The sequence below is a fragment of the Serratia sp. CY55921 genome (assembly GCF_052167655.1).
Classification (GTDB): Bacteria; Pseudomonadota; Gammaproteobacteria; order Enterobacterales; family Enterobacteriaceae; genus Serratia; species Serratia ureilytica.
Genome location: NZ_JBJNMU010000011.1, coordinates 1 through 20,672, shown reverse-complemented (window position 1 = coordinate 20,672; position 20,672 = coordinate 1). Strand labels below are relative to the sequence as shown.

The following is a 20,672-nucleotide window of genomic DNA, read 5'->3' as shown; positions in this document are numbered from 1 at the left end:
GGGGGGCCGCACGCGTTGTTCGTTTCCTGTCATAAAACCGGGCTATGCTGGACGTTTCTCTCGGTAACAGGATCGGCCGATGTCTCTGCGTCGTGGGGTATTTGTCTGCGTGGTGCTGCTGGCGGCTCTCGCCATCGCGCTCTATTACGGGTTGAAACCCGACCATCCCGATGCGCTGTGGCGCATCGTCAGCCAGCAATGTCTGCCCAATCAGCAGGCGCATGACAACCCGGCGCCCTGCGCGCAGGTGGATGTGCAGGCCGGTTTCGTGGTGTTTAAAGATCGCAACGGGCCGCTGCAATACCTGCTGATGCCCAGCGCCAAAATCACCGGTATCGAAAGCCCGGCGGTGCTGGACGCCGCCACGCCGAATTTCTTCGCCCAGGCCTGGCGCGCGCGCCACGTGATGGCGGAACGCTATGGCAAACCGATCGACGACGGCGATATTTCACTGGCGATCAATTCGGAATATGGCCGCACGCAAAACCAGCTGCACATTCATATCTCCTGCCTGCTGCCGGCGGTAAAACAGCGGCTGGCGCAGATCGGCCCCCATTTCATCGAGCAATGGCAACCGCTGCCCGGCGGCCTGTTGGGGCATGACTATCTGGGGCGGCGGGTGACCCCCGCCGAACTGGAACAACAGGGCGCCTTCCGCCTGCTGGCCTCCGGCCTGCCGCGCGCCGACGGGCGCATGGGCAGCTTCGGCCTGGCGATGACCGCGCTGCCGGACGGGGATTTCCTGCTGCTGGCAACCGAGCGCAGCCTGCTGCCGTTCACCCTGGCCTCGGCGGAAGAGATCCAGGATCACGACTGCCGGCTGCTCACGCCGCCGCCGCGCGCCTGACTATTTTTTGCCTTTCATCTCCCGCAGGATCTGCCCGCACTGGTTCTCCTCGCCGCCTTCACTGGGCGAGACCAGCGCCAGCAGCGCCGCCGCCGGCGTCAGCACCGCCCCCAACGCCACCGCCGCCGCGCCGCGCGCGATCAGCGGCCCGGCTTTGACCCCGGCGTCCGGATGCTTGAAGGTGCCTTTCACGTACAGCGGCGATCGCAGGGTCAGCACGCGCATGCCCTTGCTTTCCGGATCGATGGACAAATCCAGCCGTTCGGTGGCGAGGTTGGTGTTGCCGGTGATGTTGATCACCGCGTTTTCGGTGTCGAACACGAACAGTCGCGGTGCGGCGACGCCGCTGCGGATGCCGACGTCCGCCGCCGCGCAGTTGATGCCCACCACGTCGTCACCGAACAGCTGCGCCACCAGATAGTTACCGACGTTCAGACCGAGGATCTCCATCAGGCTACGGCTGATCACCCCGTTATTGATCAGCAGGCGCAGATCGCCGTTGCTGGTCGCCAGCAGCTCGGCCACCGAATTGCCGCTGCCCGTCAGCCTGGCGTCGCCGTTCATCTGCCCGAGGCTGCGCTTCATCGCCTCCACATTCGGCAACAGCTGTTTAAGCTGAAGTTTGCGTGCATGCATATCCACCTGCCCGCGCATCGGCTTTTTGCCGCCGTCGAGGCGCACGACGGCGTTCAGGCTGCCGCCCGCCATGCCGAAGCGCAGCGGATCCAGGCGCAGTTCGCCATTGTTCAGCTTCAGGTGCGTGGCCAGATCGCTCAGCGGCAAATCGCTGCCGCGTTCAATGCGCGCGGCGGCAAACTTCACGTCCGCATCCATCTTGCTCCAGCTTTGCGTATCGAACTGTTCGACCGGCAGCACCTTATCCGCCGGCTGACGGCTTTTCTCGCCGCGCCCGGCTTTGGCGGCGTTGGAGTCGGCGCCGATCAGCGGCGCCAGATCCGCCAACCTCAGCTGCCGGGAGTTCACCGCGCCGCTCAGCGTGGGCCGTGGTTTACCGGCAACGTACTTCAAGCTGCCGTGAATGTCGCTATCGCCGATTTTTCCGTCGAATTTCTGGTACTCAAACACCGCGCCGCCCGGCTGATGCAGACGGGCGGTCAGATGGCCATCGGTCGCATACGGCGGGGTATTCGGCAACAACACGCCGGTCAGGCCATAGAGGTTGCTCAGGCTTTCACCGGAAAATTTCAGCTGTACATCCAGGCCGCCGAGGTTCAGCGGATCGGACAAGGTGCCCGCGACCACCACCCGGGTGCTGCCGGAGCGCACATCGGCCTGCAGCGGGAACGGCAAATCGGCGCTCTGCAGCGACAGCATGCCGCCAATCTTGCCGCTGCCGCTCAACGGTTCGCCGTTATATTTGCCCTTCACCTGCCAGCCGAAAACGTAATCGGGGGTCGCGGTCTTGTCGCCGCCCTGTTTGCCGGTCACTTCACTGAACGGCAACGGCTTGCCAAGCGGATCGATGACGGCGCGGAAATCCGCCTTCAGCGTGGCGTCTTTAAAGGCGATCTGCCCCTTGTCGAATACGATGTCGTGAACGGTGAACGACCAGTCGGAAGGCGGCTGCTTGGGATCCTGGCCGGCAGCCAGGTCAAACGTCCAGTTGTTGTCGCCGTTGGCCAGACGTTGCAACGAAGCATTCGGCTGCTTCAGCCAGATGCGCGGGATCAGCAGTTCTTTACCCAGCAGCGCCAGCGGCGCAATGCTGGCGTCGACGCGCTGCAGCGTCACCATGCTGTCGCCGGGCATGTTTTTCGGGTTACCCAGCCACACGTCTTCGGCGTGAATATGCGGCCAGGGCACCCAGGCGCGCCAGCCGCCCTCATCCGGATTGCGCGACCAGTCGACGCCCAGATCGCCGCGAATGGCGAACGGTCGCCGCAGTTCGGCCGACACTTTGTCGTTGATGGTGGGCTTGAGTCGATTCCAGTCGAAGGTAGCAATGAAGATCGCCAGCGCGACGATCAGCAGCAGCACAATGCCGCCCAGCCAGCTGAAAACCTTTCCTGTTCTTGTCATAGCGGCTCCCTCAGCGCATAAATCGGGCTGCCGAATGAAAGGAAAAGGAGTTAGCAGCCCCGTTTAAGCCTAGCTGAGGATAGGCCGGAGTTCACGCCGGCGTGCCGGGCGCGGCGAACAGCGTCGGCACGCTGTGCAGAGTTTCAAAGCACGCCGGGCGGGAAAGGTAGTAGCCCTGGGCAGCCAACGCGCCGGAACGCTGCACCAGCCGCCACTCTTGTTCGGTTTCCACGCCCTCGACGATCACCCCGTCGCTGTGCTGGTTCATCATCTTGATCAGGGTGCCGAGCAGCTGGACACCCTCTTCCGACTGTTTGAGCAAGGTAAACAATTCGCGCGCCACCTTGATGTATTGATAACGCCAGGCGCCGACGGCGGAGAAGTTGGCCAGCCCGCTGCCGAAATCGTCCAGCCACAGCCGCTCGCCGCCGACGATCTGCTGCAGCGGGCGGTTTGACGCCGTTTCGGCGTGCTCCACCAGCTCGAAGCGCAGATAAGGCATCTCGGCGATCTGCCGTTGCAACGCGCTATGGCGCTGCAACGCTTGCAGCGCGATGCCGTCGATATTGACCGACACCATCACCGCGTGACGAATGAACAACGCCTGCCAGCGCTGCAACAGCGCCAGCTGTTCCTGGATCACCCGCAAGCGCTGGGCGACGCCGAGCGCGGAAAAATAATGCTCCGGGGATTGCCGCTTGTCCGGCTCATTCGGGTGATACACCGCCGTCAGCAGTTCCACCGCCAGCAGCGCGCCGCTGGTGCGATAAATCGGCTGGAAGGTATACAAGCGCCGGCATTGCCGCCAGTAGCGCCGCGATTTGGCGCAGGCATAGAGGGCAAAACAAGGCGCCAGCAGACCAGAGATCAGATTGGTTATCATCGGTACTATCGCCGTGGCGGGGAAATGAGAGCGCTGCCGCTGTTTCTTTACCCAGCTTATCGGCAACGCAGCGTAAAACTTTAAGCCGAATTGCCGCCCGTTTCGCCTCCGTCCTGCCCGCGTTCGCCGATCGCGATCATAAAAAATTAAAACGCCGTTTTAATTTATTGACTCCCTGACCGCCTTGCGTGGAGACTGACAGCTATTGCTTCTTCTTTAGCCAGGGCTTATTGACGATGACTATCCGAAATCTCGCCGTGATCGGCGAATGCATGATCGAGCTGTCGCAGCAGGGCGCACAGCTGACGCGCGGCTTTGGCGGCGATACCCTCAACACCGCCGTCTACCTCGCCCGCCAAATGCCGGAACAGACGCTACGGGTGCATTATGTCACCGCACTCGGCACCGACAGTTTCAGCGGCGACATGCTGCAGGCCTGGCGGCAGGAGAAGATCGAGACCGGGTTGATTCAGCAATTCGACAACAAGCTGCCGGGCCTGTACCTCATCGAAACCGACGCCGCCGGCGAACGTACTTTCTACTACTGGCGCAATGACGCCGCCGCCCGGTATTGGCTTGCGGGACCGCAGGCCGACGCACTGTGCGAACGGCTGGCGCAGTTCGATTACTTGTACCTCAGCGGCATTAGCCTGGCGATCCTCGCGCCTGCCGATCGCATGAAACTGCTGGCGCTGCTGCGCCGCTGTCGCGCCAACGGCGGCAAGGTGATCTTCGACAACAATTACCGTCCGCGCCTGTGGCAAAGCCGTGAGGAAACGCAGCAGGCCTACCGCGAGGTGCTGGCCTGTACCGACATCGCTTTTCTGACGCTGGATGACGAAGAGTTGCTGTGGGGAGCGCAGCCTATCGAACAGGCGGTAGCTCGCACGCAGGCGCTCGGCGTCGGCGAGATCGTCATCAAACGCGGCGCGCACGCCTGCCTGGTGTTCAGTATGGCAGGGGAGAAACTTGAGGTGCCGGCGATCGCGCTGCCGCCAGAGCGTGTCGTCGACACCACCGCAGCGGGCGATTCTTTCAGCGCCGGTTACCTGGCGGCCCGCCTGAACGGCGGCAGCGCCCAACGGGCGGCGCAGCGCGGCCATCTGCTGGCCGCTACGGTGATCCAGCATCGCGGCGCCATCATTCCCGCCGCAATGATGCCGGAGGCATAAAAAAAGCCGGCATCGCTGCCGGCTCTTTCTCTTTGTGCTTTGCCTTGCGGAAAATCAGCCCGCGACGGCGATGCGTTTCATATCGGTCATGTAGCCGCGCAGTTTACGGCCGACGGTTTCGATAGGGTGGCTGCGCACCGCTTCGTTCACGTCGCGCAGCTGCGCATTGTCCACCGCCGTACCCGTCACAGCTTTGCCCAAATCGCCCGCCTGCAGGGTGGTCATGAAGTCCTTCAGCAGCGGCACAGCCGCGTTGGCGAACAGGTAGTTGCCGTACTCTGCGGTATCGGAGATAACCACGTTCATTTCATACAGACGCTTACGCGCAATGGTGTTGGCGATCAGCGGCAGCTCGTGCAGCGACTCGTAGTAAGCCGACTCTTCGATGATGCCGGCATCGACCATGGTTTCGAACGCCAGCTCAACGCCCGCTTTCACCATCGCCACCATCAGCACGCCGTGATCGAAGTACTCTTGCTCGCTGATCTTGCCTTCAAACTGCGGCGCATTCTCGAATGCGGTTTTGCCGGTCTCTTCGCGCCAGGTCAGCAGTTTCACGTCGTCTTCCGCCCAGTCGGCCATCATGCCGCTGGAGAACGCGCCGGAAATGATGTCGTCCATGTGCTTCTGGAACAGCGGCGCCATGATGGTTTTCAGCTGTTCGGACAGCGCATAGGCACGCAGCTTGGCCGGGTTGGACAGGCGATCCATCATCAGGGTGATGCCGCCCTGCTTCAGCGCTTCGGTGATGGTTTCCCAGCCGAACTGAATCAGTTTCTCGGCGTAAGCCGGATCGGTGCCCTCAGCAACCAGCTTGTCGAAGCACAGCAGCGAACCCGCCTGCAGCATGCCGCACAGAATGGTCTGCTCGCCCATCAAATCGGATTTCACTTCGGCAACGAAGGAAGACTCCAGCACGCCGGCGCGGTGGCCGCCGGTCGCCGCCGCCCAGGCCTTGGCGATCGCCATGCCTTCGCCTTTCGGATCGTTTTCCGGGTGAACCGCAATCAGGGTCGGCACGCCGAAGCCGCGCTTGTACTCTTCACGCACTTCGGTGCCCGGGCATTTCGGCGCGACCATCACCACGGTGATGTCTTTACGCACCTGCTCACCCACTTCAACGATGTTGAAGCCGTGGGAGTAACCCAGCGCCGCGCCGTCTTTCATCAGCGGCTGCACCGCGCGCACTACGGAAGAGTGCTGCTTGTCCGGCGTTAGGTTGACCACCAGATCCGCCTGCGGGATCAGGTCTTCGTAGGTGCCGACCTTGAAGCCATTTTCGGTCGCCTTGCGCCAGGAAGCGCGCTTCTCGTCGATCGCTTCTTTGCGCAGGGCATAGGCGACATCCAGACCGGAATCGCGCATGTTCAGACCCTGGTTCAGCCCCTGGGCGCCACAGCCGACAATCACCACTTTTTTACCTTTCAGGTAGCCGGCTTCGTCAGCAAATTCGTCGCGCGCCATAAAGCGGCATTTACCCAATTGCGCCAACTGCTGACGCAGGTTCAATGTGTTGAAATAGTTAGCCATGGTGGTACTCCGGTTTGATGTTGTCTTGCATTGTTATTTTCATTCCCCGCCCTGTCTGTGCGGAGATTCGTTAAACTCAATGTATAACAGGAAATGCGTTGCTTAAATTGATATATTGAGAACGTGATATTGCAATTTTTGCAACACTCTCACTGCGAGCGTATCGATATGGATTTACGTGATTTAAAGCTGTTCCTGCATCTGGCCGAAAGCCATCACTTCGGGCGCACCGCCAAGGCGATGCACGTCAGCCCGTCGACGCTCTCCCGCCAGATCCAGCGGCTGGAAGAGATCCTCGGGCAGCCGCTGTTCCTGCGCGATAACCGCACCGTGCAGCTCACCGACGCCGGCGAACAGCTGAAAGAATTCGCCCAGCAAACGCTGCTGCAATATCAGCAGCTCAAGCACTCGCTCGGCCAGCACGGCCCTTCGCTGAGCGGCGAACTGCGGCTGTTCTGCTCGGTGACTGCCGCGTACAGCCACCTGCCGCCGATCCTCGATCGCTTCCGCGCACAGCACCCGCTGGTAGAGATCAAGCTGACCACCGGCGACGCCGCCGACGCGGTCGACAAGGTGCAGTCCAACGAGGCCGATCTCGGCATCGCCGGCCGGCCGGAAACGCTGCCCGCCAGCGTGGCGTTCACCAAAATCGGCGAAATTCCGCTGGTGCTGATCGCGCCGGCGCTGCCCTGCGCGGTGCGCAGCCAGGCGTTCGCCGACAAGCCCGACTGGGCCGAGATCCCCTTCATCTTGCCGGAGCACGGCCCTTCGCGAAAACGCATCGAACTGTGGTTCCGCCGTCACCGCATCAGCAATCCGCTGATTTACGCCACCGTCGGCGGCCACGAAGCCATCGTGTCGATGGTGGCCCTGGGCTGCGGCATCGCGCTGATCCCGAGCGTAGTGGTGGACAACAGCCCGGAACCGGTGCGCAACCGCATCTCGCAGTTGGATAACATCTCGATGGTCGAACCGTTCGAGTTGGGGGTCTGCGTCCAGAAAAAACGCCTCAGCGATCCGCTGATCGACGCCTTTTGGCGATTGCTGCATCCCCGCTGACGCGGGGTTTTTACAGGTCGGCCGGATCGACCTGCTTCATCGCCTCCACCTGCATCAGCCAGTGATAGAGCGGCTCAAGCTGCAAAAATGCCCCGGCCAGCAGCGGCGCCAGATCGGCGTTGAACAGCTTTTCAACTTCGCTGTCGCTGACCATCACCGCGAACGATTTGCGGTTGTACCAGGTGGCGATCTCCGCCGCCTGCTCCTTGACCAGCGGACGCTTGTAGCTCTCGCCCACCAGCTCGAACGGCGGCCGGCAACAGGCGGCCACCTCCAGGAAAGGCTGCGGCCGCTGTTTCAGCGTATGGCGGAACAGATCCATGGTCGGCTTGTTGGCGCTGTAGTAACCGAGCCCATAGCGCAGCATGTCCGGCCCCAGTTCGAAAAAGTAGACCGGCGCATCTTTCCAGTCTTTGCTCGGGCGCTTGAACGTCAGCCACATGCGGCTGCGGTAGCGCGACTTGTCGTGAGAAAACCGCGTATCGCGATGAATGCGCGACAGCGTTTTGCCGATCGCCGGGCGAGTCTCGAACTGCGGATCGATCGCCAGCATGCTGGGAGCAAGCTGCTCCACCAGCGCGCGAAACGGCGCCAGCAGCTCGCGATCGTAGATATCGCGGTTGCCGTCGAACCACGCCTTATCGTTCTCGATCCGCACCTGCTGCAGGAAATTCAGGCCCTGCTGGCTAAAGCCGGAGAAAGGTTGCGTCATAAGTTTTTCCGTTCTGACGGTTTATCGGGTATTGCGCAGATCTTCCCTCTGCCAACGGCGTTTGATAAACACGCGCCGACGCGTGCGGAAATAGGCGACATACAGGTAGAACGCCGCCCGGTTGCTGAACAGCGCCCCGCCAACCGCGCCCCCCAGCAGCAGGGCGCCGGTGGCGATGCCGGTCATGCCCGCCGCCCACGCCGCCGCGCCGCCGAGGCAACACAGACCGAGCATGCCAAGGTAATATTGCAGCAATACCACCCCGCTGTTTTTACCCTGCACCAGTTGGAACAGGATCAGCGTCATCCACACCGCCACGATCGCGCCGCTGCCCATCAACACGGCGGCGGAGGTCTTGCCGCTCCAGGCGGCCGCCACATCCGTGACCAGACCCATCACGCCCGCCAGGCCCAGCATCAGGCACACCATCAGCAGCATGACGTTGCCGACGCCCGGCGGTGACAGCCGCTGGCCCGGCGTCATGAAATGCTGCTCGAGCTGCGCATCCACGCCGGCGAAAAGCGCACGATCGCGCGCCGCGATTTGGCTTTCCATCTCCTGGCCTTCTGCCGCTAAACGGGACAACCGGTCGGATAAACCCACCGGACTCACCCCTGCAAAAAGAAGCGGAACGCCGGGTTGTCGGTTTCGTCGTGGCAATCGTAGCCCAGCGCCTGCAGGTGCCGCTCGAATTCCGGCTCGCTTTGCGCCAGTTCGAAGGCCGCCAGCACCCGGCCGAAGTCGGTGCCGTGGCTGCGATAGTGGAACAGCGAGATGTTCCAGTGCGTGCCCAGCGTCTGCAGGAACTTCAGCAGCGCGCCCGGCGACTCCGGAAACTCAAAGCTGTACAGCCGTTCGCGCAGCGGCTTCGACGGACGCCCGCCCACCATGTAGCGCACGTGCAGTTTAGCCATCTCGTCGTCCGACAGATCCACCACCTGATAACCGTCGGCGTTGAGTTCGTCGATGATCTCCCGCCGTTCGGCGTGGCCGCGCGTCAGCCGCACGCCGACGAAAATGCAGGCGTTGTCGGCATCGGCGTAGCGGTAGTTGAATTCGGTCACCGAGCGCCCGCCCAGCAGTTGGCAGAACTTGAGGAAGCTGCCCTGCTGTTCCGGAATGGTCACCGCCAGCAGCGCTTCGCGCTGTTCGCCCAGTTCGCAACGCTCGGAAACGTAGCGCAGCCCGTGGAAGTTGAGATTGGCGCCGGACAGCACGTGCGCGAGACGCTCACCCTGAATGTTGTGCTGCTGGACGTACTTTTTCAGCCCCGCCAAAGCCAGCGCGCCGGAAGGTTCGGCAATGGCGCGCACGTCCTCGAACAGATCTTTGACCGCCGCGCAGATGGCGTCGCTGTCCACGGTGATCACGTCGTCCAGATACTCACGGCACAGGCGGAAGGTTTCGTCGCCGATGCGCTTCACCGCCACGCCTTCGGCGAACAGCCCGACGCGCGCCAGATCCACCGGATGGCCGGCATCCAGCGCCGCGCGCAGGCAGGCGGAGTCTTCCGCTTCGACGCCGATCACTTTGATCTGCGGCATCAGCTGTTTGATCAGCACCGCCACCCCGGCGGCCAGGCCGCCGCCGCCGACCGGCACGAAAACCCGATCCAGATGCGCGTCTTGCTGCAGCAGCTCCATCGCCAGCGTGCCCTGCCCGGCGATCACCGTCGGGTGATCGAACGGCGGCACAAAGGTCATGCCCTGCTGTTGGGAAAGCTCGATCGCCTTCGCTTTTGCCTCGTCGAAATTGGCGCCGTGCAGCAACACTTCGCCGCCGAAGCCGCGCACCGCATCCACCTTGATGTCCGCGGTGGACACCGGCATCACGATCAGCGTTTTGATGCCCAGCCGTTTACCGGAGAAGGCGACGCCCTGCGCGTGGTTGCCGGCCGAAGCCGTCACGACGCCGCGCGCCTTCTGCTCTTCGTCCAGCCCGGCGATCATCGCATAGGCCCCGCGCAGCTTGAAACTGTGCACCGGCTGGCGATCTTCGCGCTTCACCAAAATGGTGTTGCCGAGGCGCGAAGAGATTTTGCTCATGGCCTGCAACGGGGTGACTTGCGCCACCTCGTAAACCGGCGAGCGCAGTACCGCTCGCAGATATTCCGCGCCGCAGGGGGCGCTGGGTAGGGGTTGAGAGACCGCCATGCTGCTTATCCCCCCAGTTTGCTCTTGTCGCGCACCGCGCCTTTGTCGGCGCTGGTGGCCAACGAGGCGTAGGCGCGCAGCGCGAAGGACACCTGACGTTCACGATTTTTCGGCGTCCAGGCCGCGTCGCCGCGCGCCAGTTCCGCCTCATGCCGCGCCGCCAACTCCTGCTCGCTGACATCCAGCTGGATGCCGCGATGAGGAATGTCGATCGCAATCATGTCGCCGTCCTGCACCAGGGCGATCAGGCCGCCGTTAGCCGCTTCCGGCGAAGCGTGGCCGATGGACAACCCGGAGGTGCCGCCGGAGAAACGCCCGTCGGTGATCAGCGCGCATGCCTTGCCCAGCCCCATCGATTTCAGGTAGGTGGTTGGGTAAAGCATTTCCTGCATGCCCGGCCCGCCTTTCGGCCCTTCGTAGCGAATCACCACTACGTCGCCCGCCACGACTTTACCGCCGAGGATCGCTTCTACCGCATCGTCCTGGCTTTCATACACTTTGGCCGGGCCGCGGAAGGTGAGGATTTCCTTGTCGACGCCGGCGGTTTTGACGATGCAGCCGTTTTCCGCCAGGTTGCCGTACAGCACCGCCAATCCGCCGTCCTGACTGTAAGCGTGCTCACGGGTGCGGATGCAACCTTCCTTGCGGTCGGTGTCCAGCGAATCCCAACGGCAATCCTGGGAGAATGCCTGCGTGGTGCGGATACCGGCCGGCCCGGCGGAGTACATTTTCTTGACGCTTTCGTCGCGGGTCAGCATCACGTCGTAAGCTTCCAGCGTCTGCGGCAGGGTCAGCCCCAATACGTTGTTCACCTCGCGGTTCAGCAAGCCGGCGCGATCCAGCTCGCCGAGGATGCCGATCACGCCGCCGGCGCGGTGCACGTCTTCCATGTGATATTTCTGCGTGCTCGGTGCCACCTTGCACAGGTGCGGCACTTTGCGCGACAGACGATCGATGTCTTCCATGGTGAAGTCCACCTCGCCTTCCTGCGCCGAAGCCAGCAGGTGCAGCACGGTGTTGGTCGAACCGCCCATGGCGATATCCAGCGTCATGGCGTTTTCGAACGCCGCCTTGTTGGCGATATTGCGCGGCAGCGCGCTTTCGTCATCCTGCTCGTAATAACGTTTGGTCAGCTCGACGATGCGCTTGCCGGCGTTGAGGAACAGTTCCTTGCGATCGGCGTGGGTGGCCAGCAGCGAACCGTTGCCCGGCTGCGACAGGCCCAGCGCTTCGGTCAGGCAGTTCATCGAGTTGGCGGTGAACATGCCGGAGCAGGAACCGCAGGTCGGGCAGGCGGAACGCTCGATCTGCTCGCTGTCGGCGTCGCTGACGTTCGGGTTCGCGCCCTGGATCATCGCGTCCACCAGATCCAGCTTGATGATCTGGTTGGAGAGTTTGGTTTTGCCGGCTTCCATCGGGCCGCCGGAAACGAAGATCACCGGGATGTTCAGGCGCAACGCCGCCATCAGCATGCCCGGGGTGATTTTGTCGCAGTTGGAGATGCACACCATCGCGTCGGCGCAGTGGGCGTTCACCATGTATTCGACCGAGTCGGCGATCAGCTCGCGCGACGGCAGGGAATAGAGCATGCCGCCGTGGCCCATGGCGATGCCGTCATCCACCGCGATGGTGTTGAACTCTTTGGCCACGCCGCCTGAAGCCTCGATCTGTTCGGCGACCAGTTTGCCCAGATCGCGCAGATGCACGTGGCCCGGCACGAACTGGGTAAAGGAGTTGACCACGGCGATGATCGGCTTGCCGAAATCGGCGTCGGTCATCCCGGTCGCGCGCCACAATGCGCGGGCACCCGCCATATTGCGGCCGTGGGTGGTGGTGGCGGAACGGTACTTAGGCATGCTCTTTTCACTCCAAATGTATTTATGGCAGGCGGCGAACGAACCGCCTGGATATTTCTTATCTTGTCTGTCTTGTCGTCCGCCACGCTGCGCGGCGAGCCTTGTCGTTACGGGTTTACCGGATCCAGCCACCCGTATTTGTCTTCGGTCTTGCCGCTGAACAGGCCGAAGAACGCCTGTTGGATCTGTTTGGTCACCGGGCCGCATTTGCCGATGCCGACCTGAATGCCGTCCACGCTGCGCACCGGCGTGATTTCCGCCGCGGTGCCGGACATGAACACTTCGTCGGCCAGGTACAGCGATTCGCGCGACAGCACCTGCTCGCGCACGTCGAAGCCCATGTCTTTCGCCAGCTTAATGATCGCGTCGCGGGTGATGCCCGGCAGCGCCGACGAGGTGAACGGCGGGGTATAGAGCACGCCGTCTTTCACTTCAAACAGGTTCTCGCCCGCCCCTTCGGAAATGTAGCCGTGCACGTCGAGCGCGATGCCTTCCTGATAGCCGTGGCGGCGCGCTTCGCTGCCCACCAGCAGGGAGGAAAGATAGTTGCCGCCGGCCTTGGCCGCAGTGGGGATCGTGTTTGGTGCGACGCGGTGCCAGGAGGAGACCATCGCATCGATGCCTTGATCCAGCGCTTCTTCACCCAAATAAGCGCCCCAAGGAAACGCCGCGATAATCACGTCCGTTTTATAACCGGCCGGCGGGTTGACGCCCATGCCGACATCGCCGACGAACACCAGCGGACGAATGTACGCGCTGACCAGGTTGTTCTTGCGCAGCGTAGCGCGGCAGGCTTCCATCAGCTCGTCGACGCTTTGCGACACCGGCATGCGGTAGATTTTCGCCGAATCGTGCAGGCGCTGCATATGCTCGCGATGACGGAATACCACCGGCCCCAAGTGCGAGTCATAGCAGCGTACGCCTTCAAACACCGACGTGCCGTAATGCAACGCGTGCGACATCACGTGCACTTTGGCCTCGGCCCAAGGAACCATCTCACCATTGAACCAAATGTAATCGGCTTTCTTTGTCATTGTTATTTATCCTTCTCGGCGCCTCAGGCGCGTATTTGTTGTGATGTTGGCTGCTGGATCTCGACGCAGGAGACGTCCATCAGTTTGCTTAATTGAGATGACAACAGGGCGACCGGACGCGGGCTGGCAACGGTCAATTCGATATTGATGCTGTCGGCGTTGGCCGGGGAAACCATATTCATAGCACAAACCTGAAAGCCGCGATGACGCACGACCCGCAATACGCGCTCTAACATTTCGGGGCGAAAACGCGCCTGGATCGAGAGTTGATGCTGCATCATGATATTTCCTCCAACATGGTTTCGTTGCCGGCGCCCGGCGGCACCAGCGGCCAGACGTTTTCGAGTTCGTCGATAGAGACCTGCAGCAGATAAGGGCCTTCGGTGTTGAACAGCGCCTCGAGCGCGCCCTCCACCTGATCCTTGCGGCTGATGCGCTGGCCGGGAATGCCGAAGGCGGCGGCCAGCATCAGGAAGTCGGGGTTATCGGACAGGTTGGTTTCGCTGTAGCGGCCGTCGAAGAACAGCTGCTGCCATTGGCGCACCATTCCGAGGCGCTGGTTGTCCAGCAGCACGATCTTCAGCGGCAGCTGTTTGCGCTTAATGGTGCCCAGTTCCTGCACGTTCATCATGAAGGAACCATCGCCCGAGACGCAGATCACCGTATCTTGCGGACGCGCGATCTGGGCCCCGACCGCCGCCGGCACGCCGAACCCCATGGTGCCGAGGCCACTGGAGGTGATGAAATTCTCCGGGCGCTCGAACGTCATGTGCTGCGCGCTCCACATCTGGTGCTGGCCGACGTCGGTGGTCACCACGCTGTTGGCCGGCTTGCGGGCGGACAGCTGGCGCAAGAACAGCGGCGCGTAAATCGGCTGGCCGGGATGATCGTAGCGGCAGGCGTGATCGGCTTTCAGCGCCGTCACCCGTTGCCGCCAGGCGGCGATGTTCAGCGGGCGCTGCAACGCCGGCAGCAACGCTTTCAGATCGCCCTGCAGGGCCACATGCGCCTGGCGCAGCTTGCTCATCTCCGCCGGGTCGATATCCATGTGGATCACTTTGGCGTGCGGCGCGAAGGCATTCAGCTTGCCGGTCACGCGGTCATCGAAACGCGCGCCGACGGCGATCAGCAGATCGCACTCCTGTACTGCCAGGTTAGCGGCCTTGGTGCCGTGCATACCCAACATGCCAAGGTACAGCGGATCTTGCGCATCCGGCGCGCCCAGCCCCTTTAGGGTGGCGACGTTCGGCATGCGGGTCACGGCGATGAACTCGCGCAGCGCCGGCACCGCCTGCGCCATGCCCACGCCGCCGCCGACGTACAGCATCGGTTTATGCGCCTGCGCCAGCAGCTCAGCCGCCTCGGCCAACGCCGCCGTCGGTAATGCCGGCGCTTCATCGACCGGCATCAAATGCGGATGCAGGTCGCCTTGCGCCAGCTGGATGTCTTTCGGGATATCGATCAGCACCGGGCCAGGACGGCCGCCGGCGGCGATGGCGAAAGCTTCCGCCATGATGCCCGGCAAGGCATCCAGCGATTCCACCAGGAAGCTGTGCTTGGTGCAGGCCAGAGACAGGCCGAGAACATCGATCTCCTGAAAGGCATCGGTGCCGATCAGCGCGGATCCCACCTGACCGGTGATGGCGACAACGGGAACGGAATCGAGCAGCGCATCCGCCAGCCCGGTGATCAGGTTGGTGGCGCCGGGACCGGAAGTGGCGATACAGACACCGACTTTGCCGGTGGCGCGGGCGTAACCGATGGCGGCCATGGCGGCGCCCTGTTCATGGCGGCACAGCAGGTGTTCCACGCCGCCGTCGTACAGCGCATCGTACACCGGCATGATTGCCCCGCCCGGATAGCCGAATACGGTATCCACACCCTGCGCACGCAACGCTTGAACTACCCACTGAGCGCCATTCATAGTTATTTCCCCGCCTTACTTCGACAACCGCAGGATTTTGTTCTGTTTTTCATGCTCTGCCCCTTGCTCCACTTTTCTCTTGCCAATAAAAAACCCCCGGACCTGACGGTGCGGGGGTTCTCTTGCGATTCCGGCTTGTTTGCTAAGCCTTTCTTCGTCCAAGTGCAGCCCCGCACGGTGGGATAATAATCACCACCACGCTAATCACGACTAGGCTAATCACTTGGGCAAAGGCTTTCATAATGGGTTTGTTCACTGTGCTCATTCAGAACTAATGCTTACAGAGGTACCACAGCCGCGCGCGACATGACAACACTTTTTTTGCGTTATTATTCGGCGCAATCTGGTCATACCTCACGCGAATCGCCCGGATTTCACACGTTGGCGCGCATACCTGGATTTTTCACCGCGCCGGTGATGGCCTTGCCGCGTGTATCCTTGCCGAAGAACACCAACAGAGCGATCGCCACCGCCACCGTCCCGGCAACCATGGCCATCGCCAGGCCGTAATTATGCCCATGATGCTCGGCGAGGGTGGCTTGCAGCGTGGCGTTGACCGAAGCGATCAGGTTGCCCAGCTGATACACGAACCCCGGTAGCACCGCGCGGGTGTTGGCCGGCACCAGCTCGGTCAGGTAGGTCGGCACCACGCCCCAGGCGCCCTGCACCATGAATTGCATCAGGAAAGCGCCGATCCCGAGCATCAGCGAACCGCTGGAAAACGCCCACAGCGGGATCACCGGTAACGCCAACAATGCGGCGATGATAATCGCTTTTTTGCGGCCGATTTTTTCCGATAACGAACCGAAGAAAACGCCGCCGATAATTGACGCGATATTGTAGCTAATGGCGATGATACTGACGGTTTTCGGATCGAAACCGTGCTGAACTTTCAGAAATACCGGATACAGATCCTGCGTGCCGTGAGAGAAGAAATTGAACGCCGCCATCAGCAGCACCAGATAGCAGCACAGCTTCCAGTGGCTCTTCAACACCGGCAGCAAGGCGCTGCTTTCTTTACGTTCACGCGCCGCCAGCCACACCGGCGACTCCTGCACGCAATAATAAATAAACGGCAGCAGCAGGATCGGCGCCGCGCCGATGACGAACATGCCGCGCCAGCCGACCGTTTCGAACAGCAGGCCGTACACCACCGCCGCCAGCAGATAACCGAACGGATAGCCGGCCTGGAAAATGCCCGACATCAAGCCGCGCGAGCGGTCCGGTATGGTTTCCATCGCCAATGATGACGCCACGCCCCAGATACCGCCCATCGCAACGCCGTACAACACTCGTAACAGCAAGAAGACCGTCAGCGAGGGCGCGGCGGCGGAGAGCAGCTCAAACACCGAGAAGAAGACGATATTCAGCATCAGGATCGGTTTGCGGCCATATTTTTCCGCAGCGCGCCCGAAGATCAGCGCGCCGATCGGCCGCACCGCCAGCGTGAGCAGAATCGCCAACGTGACCTGTTCCAGGCCGACGTGAAAGGATTGTGCGATGTCGTTGAGTAAGAATACCAGCACGAAAAAATCGAAAGCGTCGAGCGTCCAGCTTGAAAAACTGGCGATTGCCGCATTGCGTTGCAGCGGGGTCCAACCAAACATAGTGTTATCCCTACCGTAGAGTACGAAGTCAGGAGATTTAGCGGCTGCCGGGCAGACTGCCGCGGCGGTCGGAGTGTGTTAAAGAAGTGATTTTTCTTTTAATCAATTGTTAAATACACCCATCAAGCCTATGGCTGCAATGCGTACAGGCCGCTAATGTGTTGCAGGCTTCAGCGAATTGTTAATGGGTATTGCCATAGGCTGCGAGGCAGTTCGCACAATTTCGTTCAATTCGATGAAAATCAGTGATTATGCTGCGAGTTTCATGGAAAAAATGCCAAGAACGCCGCGCGGCACCTGGATAAATCGCGCATCATGCCGCCCTCAGCAAGGAGAGCGATATGTCACTGGCGGTAATCTATAGCCGCGCCATCATCGGCGTTCAGGCCCCTTCCGTAACGGTAGAGGTGCATATCAGCAATGGCCTGCCCGGCCTGACGCTGGTTGGCCTGCCGGAAACCACGGTAAAAGAGGCGCGCGATCGGGTGCGCAGCGCCCTGATCAACAACGGTTTCACCTTTCCCGCCCGCCGCATCACCGTCAATTTGGCGCCGGCCGATCTGCCGAAAGAAGGCGGGCGCTACGATCTGCCGATTGCGCTGGCGATCCTCGCCGCCTCCGAGCAACTGCCCCTCGCCCCGTTGGCACGCTACGAGTTTCTTGGCGAACTGGCGCTGTCCGGCGCGCTGCGCGCGGTCAGAGGCGCCATCCCGGCGGCGCTGGCGGCGGCTGACGCCGGGCGACAATTGGTCCTCTCCACGGACAACGCCGCCGAGGTCGGCCTGATTGCGCAGTCACAATCCCATACTGCCCAACACCTGTTGGAGGTCTGTGCCTTTTTGCTCGGCCAGGGCGAGCTGCCGGTAGCCATCACGCCTCCCGCGGCAGACAACCCGCACGAGAACGCCGATCTGCGCGACATCATCGGCCAAGAGCAGGCCAAGCGGGCATTAGAGATCGCTGCCGCCGGCGGGCATAACCTATTGTTGATTGGGCCGCCGGGCACCGGTAAAACCATGCTGGCCAGTCGACTGACGGGCTTACTGCCGCCGCTGACGGAACCTGAGGCGCTGGAAAGCCTGGCGGTCGCCAGCTTGCAGCATCCTGTTCTCACCGCTTTGCCATGGCGCCAGAGGCCATTTCGCGCACCGCATCACAGCGCATCGATGGCGGCGTTGGTCGGCGGCGGCTCACTGCCGCGCCCGGGTGAGATATCTATGGCGCATAACGGCGTGCTGTTTCTGGATGAGCTGCCGGAATTCGAGCGTAAGGTGCTGGATGCGCTGCGTGAACCGCTGGAATCCGGCGAGATCGTGATTTCACGTGCCAACGCCAAGGTCTGCTTCCCGGCCAAGGTGCAATTGATCGCGGCGATGAATCCCAGCCCAACCGGGCATTACCAGGGTATGCATAATCGCGCCTCGCCGCAGCAGGTGCTGCGCTACCTGGCCCGGCTGTCAGGGCCTTTTCTCGATCGTTTCGATCTGTCTATCGAAGTGCCGCTGTTACCTCCAGGTACGCTCAGTAAGCGGCAAACTCAGGGAGAAAGCAGCGAGCAGGTGCGGGAAAGAGTGCGACAGGCACGCACCCGGCAGCTCGAACGCGCCGGTAAAATCAACGCGCTGTTAACCAACCGTGAAGTGGAACGGGATTGCGTGTTGCAGGCGGCAGACGCCGAGTTTTTGGAAGTGACATTAAACGCGTTGGGGTTATCGGTCCGCGCCTGGCAGCGCATCTTGAAAGTGGCGCGCACGCTGGCGGATTTGGCGGGGGATGCCGAGATCGGCAGGCGCCACCTCAGCGAAGCGCTGAGCTATCGCAGTATGGACCGTCTGCTGTTACAACTGCATCGTAGTCTGGAATAGAAAATGGGGCCCGAAGGCCCCATCGTCTTTAGTCTTCGCTGTCGCTGTAATCTTCTACTGCGTCAGCCTGTGGCTTACCGCCGGACAGCGTATGGAATTTCTTCGGGCGACGTGTGCGCGCCAGATATTTAGCCCATACTTTTTCCTGCTCGGTAGCCGCTTCGCGCTCACCGCGGCACACTGCGACGAACAGCTGTTCTTCTTCAGTGGCCGGCTGGCGTTTGCCCGAGTCCAGCTCGTTAAACGCGTAGCCGAAGCGCTCTAGCAATTGCGCCTCTTTAATGGTGAAATCGCCGTGACGGGAGAACCCGCGAGGGTAATGTTTATTATCAAAAAAACGATTGGTCGTGGTGAAGCTATCCGCCATCTGACACGCTCCTAATTCTCTTATGGCCGTGCTGTTTATGGCGCGGAGTATTAGATAGGCTTGACAGCGTGTAAAACAAAACATTTAAATCTTAACGACAAATTTTTTTGGAGATAGGTGTGGATACCGAATTACTGAAAACCTTTTTGGAGGTCAGTAGAACGCGTCACTTTGGCAGAGCCGCAGAATCTTTGTACTTAACGCAGTCCGCGGTCAGTTTCCGCATCCGTCAGTTAGAAAACCAGTTGGGCGCAAATTTATTTACCCGTCATCGCAATAACATCCGCCTGACGCCTGCCGGCGAGCGGCTTCTGCCCTATGCCGAAAGCCTGATGAACACCTGGCAGTTGGCGAAGAAAGAAGTCGTGCGTTCACTGCAACATACCGAGCTGTCGATCGGCGCCACTGCCTCGTTGTGGGAGGCTTATTTGACCCCCTGGTTGCAATCTCTCTATCAACAAAGAGAGGCGCTGCAGCTCGAAGCCAGGGTGGCCTTAAGGCACTCTTTGGTAAAGCAACTGCATGAAAGGCAGCTCGATTTACTGATCACCACTGAGCCGCCAAAGATGGACGAACTGGCCAGCCAGCAGCTGGGCAATTTCTCATTACGCCTGTTCTCATCCGCGCGTCGTGACAAGCAATCCCCCATGCCGTACATCAAGCTGGAATGGGGGGCCGACTTCCACCAACAGGAAAACCGCATGTTGGAAGGTGATAACGTGCCGGTACTCACGACCACCTCGGCACACCTGACGCGTCAGTTGCTGGAAACCACAGGCGGATGCGCTTTCCTGCCCAGCCAGTGGGAAAAAGAGTATCCGCAGTTGCTTGCCGCCGCCGAGATCCCGCCGATTGTCCGCCCACTGTATGCCGTCTGGTTGCAAAACAGCGATCAACAGCCTTTGATTCGGCAATTACTTAAAATACCTTTAAATACCGCAGCCTAAAGCGCTATGGCGGCCTTAAAAGCCGCCGCCGTGGTCATGGCTGTCTATCATACCAAAAACCGCCCATCGCCTTCTGAGAGAAGAAAATGCAAAACGGTAGGAGAATCAGGAGGTCTGCGGGGGTAAAGATCGAAAGATCATAAGGCAACTCGGATCAGATAGACATCAGCATAGAGCATCTAATGTGCTCTTTTCCAAAGCGGGAATGCTCCAAGGGAAGGGATAGTAGGTAAAAAAAAACCCTTTGCTTTCGCAAAGGGTTCTTAATATGGCAGGGGCGGAGAGACTCGAACTCGCGACACCCGGTTTTGGAGACCGGTGCTCTACCAACTGAGCTACGCCCCTAAATCTCGCTTAACATTATGCCTGCTAAAAAAGCAGGCACAATTAAATAAGTGGCGGAACGGACGGGGCTCGAACCCGCGACCCCCTGCGTGACAGGCAGGTATTCTAACCAACTGAACTACCGCTCCACCGATTCTTTTACGTTGTATCTTTCGATACCGGCAATATCGCGCTCTGCGACTTGCGCATTACCAGTCGTCACACTGATAACGTTTATTTGATGCCTGGCAGTGTCCTACTCTCGCATGGGGAGACCCCACACTACCATCGGCGCTACGGCGTTTCACTTCTGAGTTCGGCATGGGGTCAGGTGGGACCACCGCGCTATTGC

18 protein-coding genes, 2 tRNA genes and 1 rRNA gene are annotated in these 20,672 nt (G+C 60.9%); 5 read left to right on the top strand and 16 right to left on the bottom strand.

The features are described from left to right. The first annotated feature begins 79 nt into the window (after positions 1-79). Complete coding sequence (locus ACJ8M3_RS24235; RefSeq protein ID WP_060660144.1) at positions 80-847, top strand: CDP-diacylglycerol diphosphatase; 768 nt, start codon at positions 80-82, stop codon at positions 845-847. On the opposite strand, the gene ACJ8M3_RS24230 is transcribed toward ACJ8M3_RS24235, so the two are convergent. Continuing rightward, positions 848-2,887 carry an AsmA family protein gene (locus ACJ8M3_RS24230; RefSeq protein ID WP_033645371.1) on the bottom strand — a complete coding sequence of 680 codons (2,040 nt, stop codon included), beginning with the start codon at positions 2,885-2,887 and terminating at the stop codon, positions 848-850. Between the two features lie 91 nt (positions 2,888-2,978). Beyond that, positions 2,979-3,770 carry a cyclic-guanylate-specific phosphodiesterase gene (gene pdeH, locus ACJ8M3_RS24225; RefSeq protein WP_047573347.1) on the bottom strand — a complete coding sequence of 264 codons (792 nt, stop codon included), beginning with the start codon at positions 3,768-3,770 and terminating at the stop codon, positions 2,979-2,981. 236 nt (positions 3,771-4,006) lie between these two features. Between pdeH and ACJ8M3_RS24220 the strand changes: the two genes are divergently transcribed. Further along, a complete protein-coding gene (locus ACJ8M3_RS24220) occupies positions 4,007-4,942 on the top strand; it encodes a sugar kinase (protein ID WP_033645373.1) in 936 nt (311 codons plus the stop codon). Between the two features lie 54 nt (positions 4,943-4,996). Here the strand turns inward: ACJ8M3_RS24220 and ilvC are convergent, their stop codons facing one another. Further along, the gene (gene ilvC / locus ACJ8M3_RS24215; RefSeq protein WP_033645374.1) at positions 4,997-6,472 is read right to left on the bottom strand and encodes a ketol-acid reductoisomerase; all 1,476 of its coding nucleotides are present in this window, start codon (positions 6,470-6,472) and stop codon (positions 4,997-4,999) included. A gap of 168 nt (positions 6,473-6,640) precedes the next feature. Between ilvC and ilvY the strand changes: the two genes are divergently transcribed. After that, positions 6,641-7,531, top strand: coding sequence for an HTH-type transcriptional activator IlvY (gene ilvY / locus ACJ8M3_RS24210; protein ID WP_004929971.1), 891 nt, complete (start codon positions 6,641-6,643; stop codon positions 7,529-7,531). Between the two features lie 10 nt (positions 7,532-7,541). On the opposite strand, the gene ACJ8M3_RS24205 is transcribed toward ilvY, so the two are convergent. From ACJ8M3_RS24205 to ACJ8M3_RS24165, 9 genes are all read right to left on the bottom strand, one after another. Then, positions 7,542-8,243 carry a DUF2461 domain-containing protein gene (locus ACJ8M3_RS24205; protein ID WP_342171371.1) on the bottom strand — a complete coding sequence of 234 codons (702 nt, stop codon included), beginning with the start codon at positions 8,241-8,243 and terminating at the stop codon, positions 7,542-7,544. Positions 8,244-8,264: 21 nt separating this feature from the next. Next, a complete protein-coding gene (locus ACJ8M3_RS24200; protein WP_050594465.1) occupies positions 8,265-8,798 on the bottom strand; it encodes a hypothetical protein in 534 nt (177 codons plus the stop codon). Positions 8,799-8,851: 53 nt separating this feature from the next. Continuing rightward, entirely contained in the window at positions 8,852-10,396 is a 1,545-nt protein-coding gene (gene ilvA / locus ACJ8M3_RS24195) for a threonine ammonia-lyase, biosynthetic (protein ID WP_015379394.1), read from the bottom strand. A gap of 5 nt (positions 10,397-10,401) precedes the next feature. Beyond that, on the bottom strand, positions 10,402-12,252 hold the full coding sequence (ilvD, locus tag ACJ8M3_RS24190) for a dihydroxy-acid dehydratase (protein WP_015379395.1): 1,851 nt from the start codon (positions 12,250-12,252) through the stop codon (positions 10,402-10,404). Positions 12,253-12,359: 107 nt separating this feature from the next. Next, complete coding sequence (locus ACJ8M3_RS24185; RefSeq protein ID WP_033645378.1) at positions 12,360-13,286, bottom strand: branched-chain amino acid transaminase; 927 nt, start codon at positions 13,284-13,286, stop codon at positions 12,360-12,362. Between the two features lie 23 nt (positions 13,287-13,309). Further along, positions 13,310-13,567: an acetolactate synthase 2 small subunit gene (gene ilvM / locus ACJ8M3_RS24180; RefSeq protein WP_004929955.1), complete on the bottom strand. Its 258-nt coding sequence runs from the start codon at positions 13,565-13,567 to the stop codon at positions 13,310-13,312. After that, positions 13,564-15,210, bottom strand: coding sequence for an acetolactate synthase 2 catalytic subunit (gene ilvG, locus ACJ8M3_RS24175; RefSeq protein ID WP_033645379.1), 1,647 nt, complete (start codon positions 15,208-15,210; stop codon positions 13,564-13,566). The genes ilvM and ilvG overlap by 4 nt, the downstream gene beginning before the upstream one ends. 142 nt (positions 15,211-15,352) lie before the next feature. Beyond that, entirely contained in the window at positions 15,353-15,451 is a 99-nt protein-coding gene (gene ilvL, locus ACJ8M3_RS24170; protein WP_013814970.1) for an ilv operon leader peptide, read from the bottom strand. 133 nt (positions 15,452-15,584) lie between these two features. Next, positions 15,585-16,817, bottom strand: a complete 1,233-nt coding sequence (locus ACJ8M3_RS24165; protein WP_089197545.1) for an MFS transporter — start codon at positions 16,815-16,817, stop codon at positions 15,585-15,587. A gap of 341 nt (positions 16,818-17,158) precedes the next feature. Between ACJ8M3_RS24165 and ACJ8M3_RS24160 the strand changes: the two genes are divergently transcribed. Next, positions 17,159-18,682 (top strand): YifB family Mg chelatase-like AAA ATPase, encoded by a 1,524-nt coding sequence (locus ACJ8M3_RS24160; RefSeq protein WP_089197546.1) that lies wholly within the window; start codon positions 17,159-17,161, stop codon positions 18,680-18,682. A gap of 28 nt (positions 18,683-18,710) precedes the next feature. Here ACJ8M3_RS24160 and ACJ8M3_RS24155 read toward each other — a convergent pair whose 3' ends face one another. Further along, a complete protein-coding gene (locus ACJ8M3_RS24155; protein WP_004929946.1) occupies positions 18,711-19,049 on the bottom strand; it encodes a DUF413 domain-containing protein in 339 nt (112 codons plus the stop codon). A gap of 119 nt (positions 19,050-19,168) precedes the next feature. Here ACJ8M3_RS24155 and hdfR point away from each other — a divergent pair, with 119 nt between their 5' ends. Further along, on the top strand, positions 19,169-19,996 hold the full coding sequence (gene hdfR, locus ACJ8M3_RS24150; protein WP_033645382.1) for an HTH-type transcriptional regulator HdfR: 828 nt from the start codon (positions 19,169-19,171) through the stop codon (positions 19,994-19,996). Between the two features lie 269 nt (positions 19,997-20,265). Here the strand turns inward: hdfR and ACJ8M3_RS24145 are convergent. The 3 genes from ACJ8M3_RS24145 to rrf all read right to left on the bottom strand — a co-directional run. Beyond that, positions 20,266-20,341, bottom strand: a tRNA-Trp gene (locus ACJ8M3_RS24145). 51 nt (positions 20,342-20,392) lie between these two features. Next, positions 20,393-20,469: transfer RNA gene (locus ACJ8M3_RS24140), tRNA-Asp, on the bottom strand. 94 nt (positions 20,470-20,563) lie between these two features. Then, positions 20,564-20,672 (bottom strand): 5S ribosomal RNA (rrf, locus tag ACJ8M3_RS24135); the annotation flags it as partial.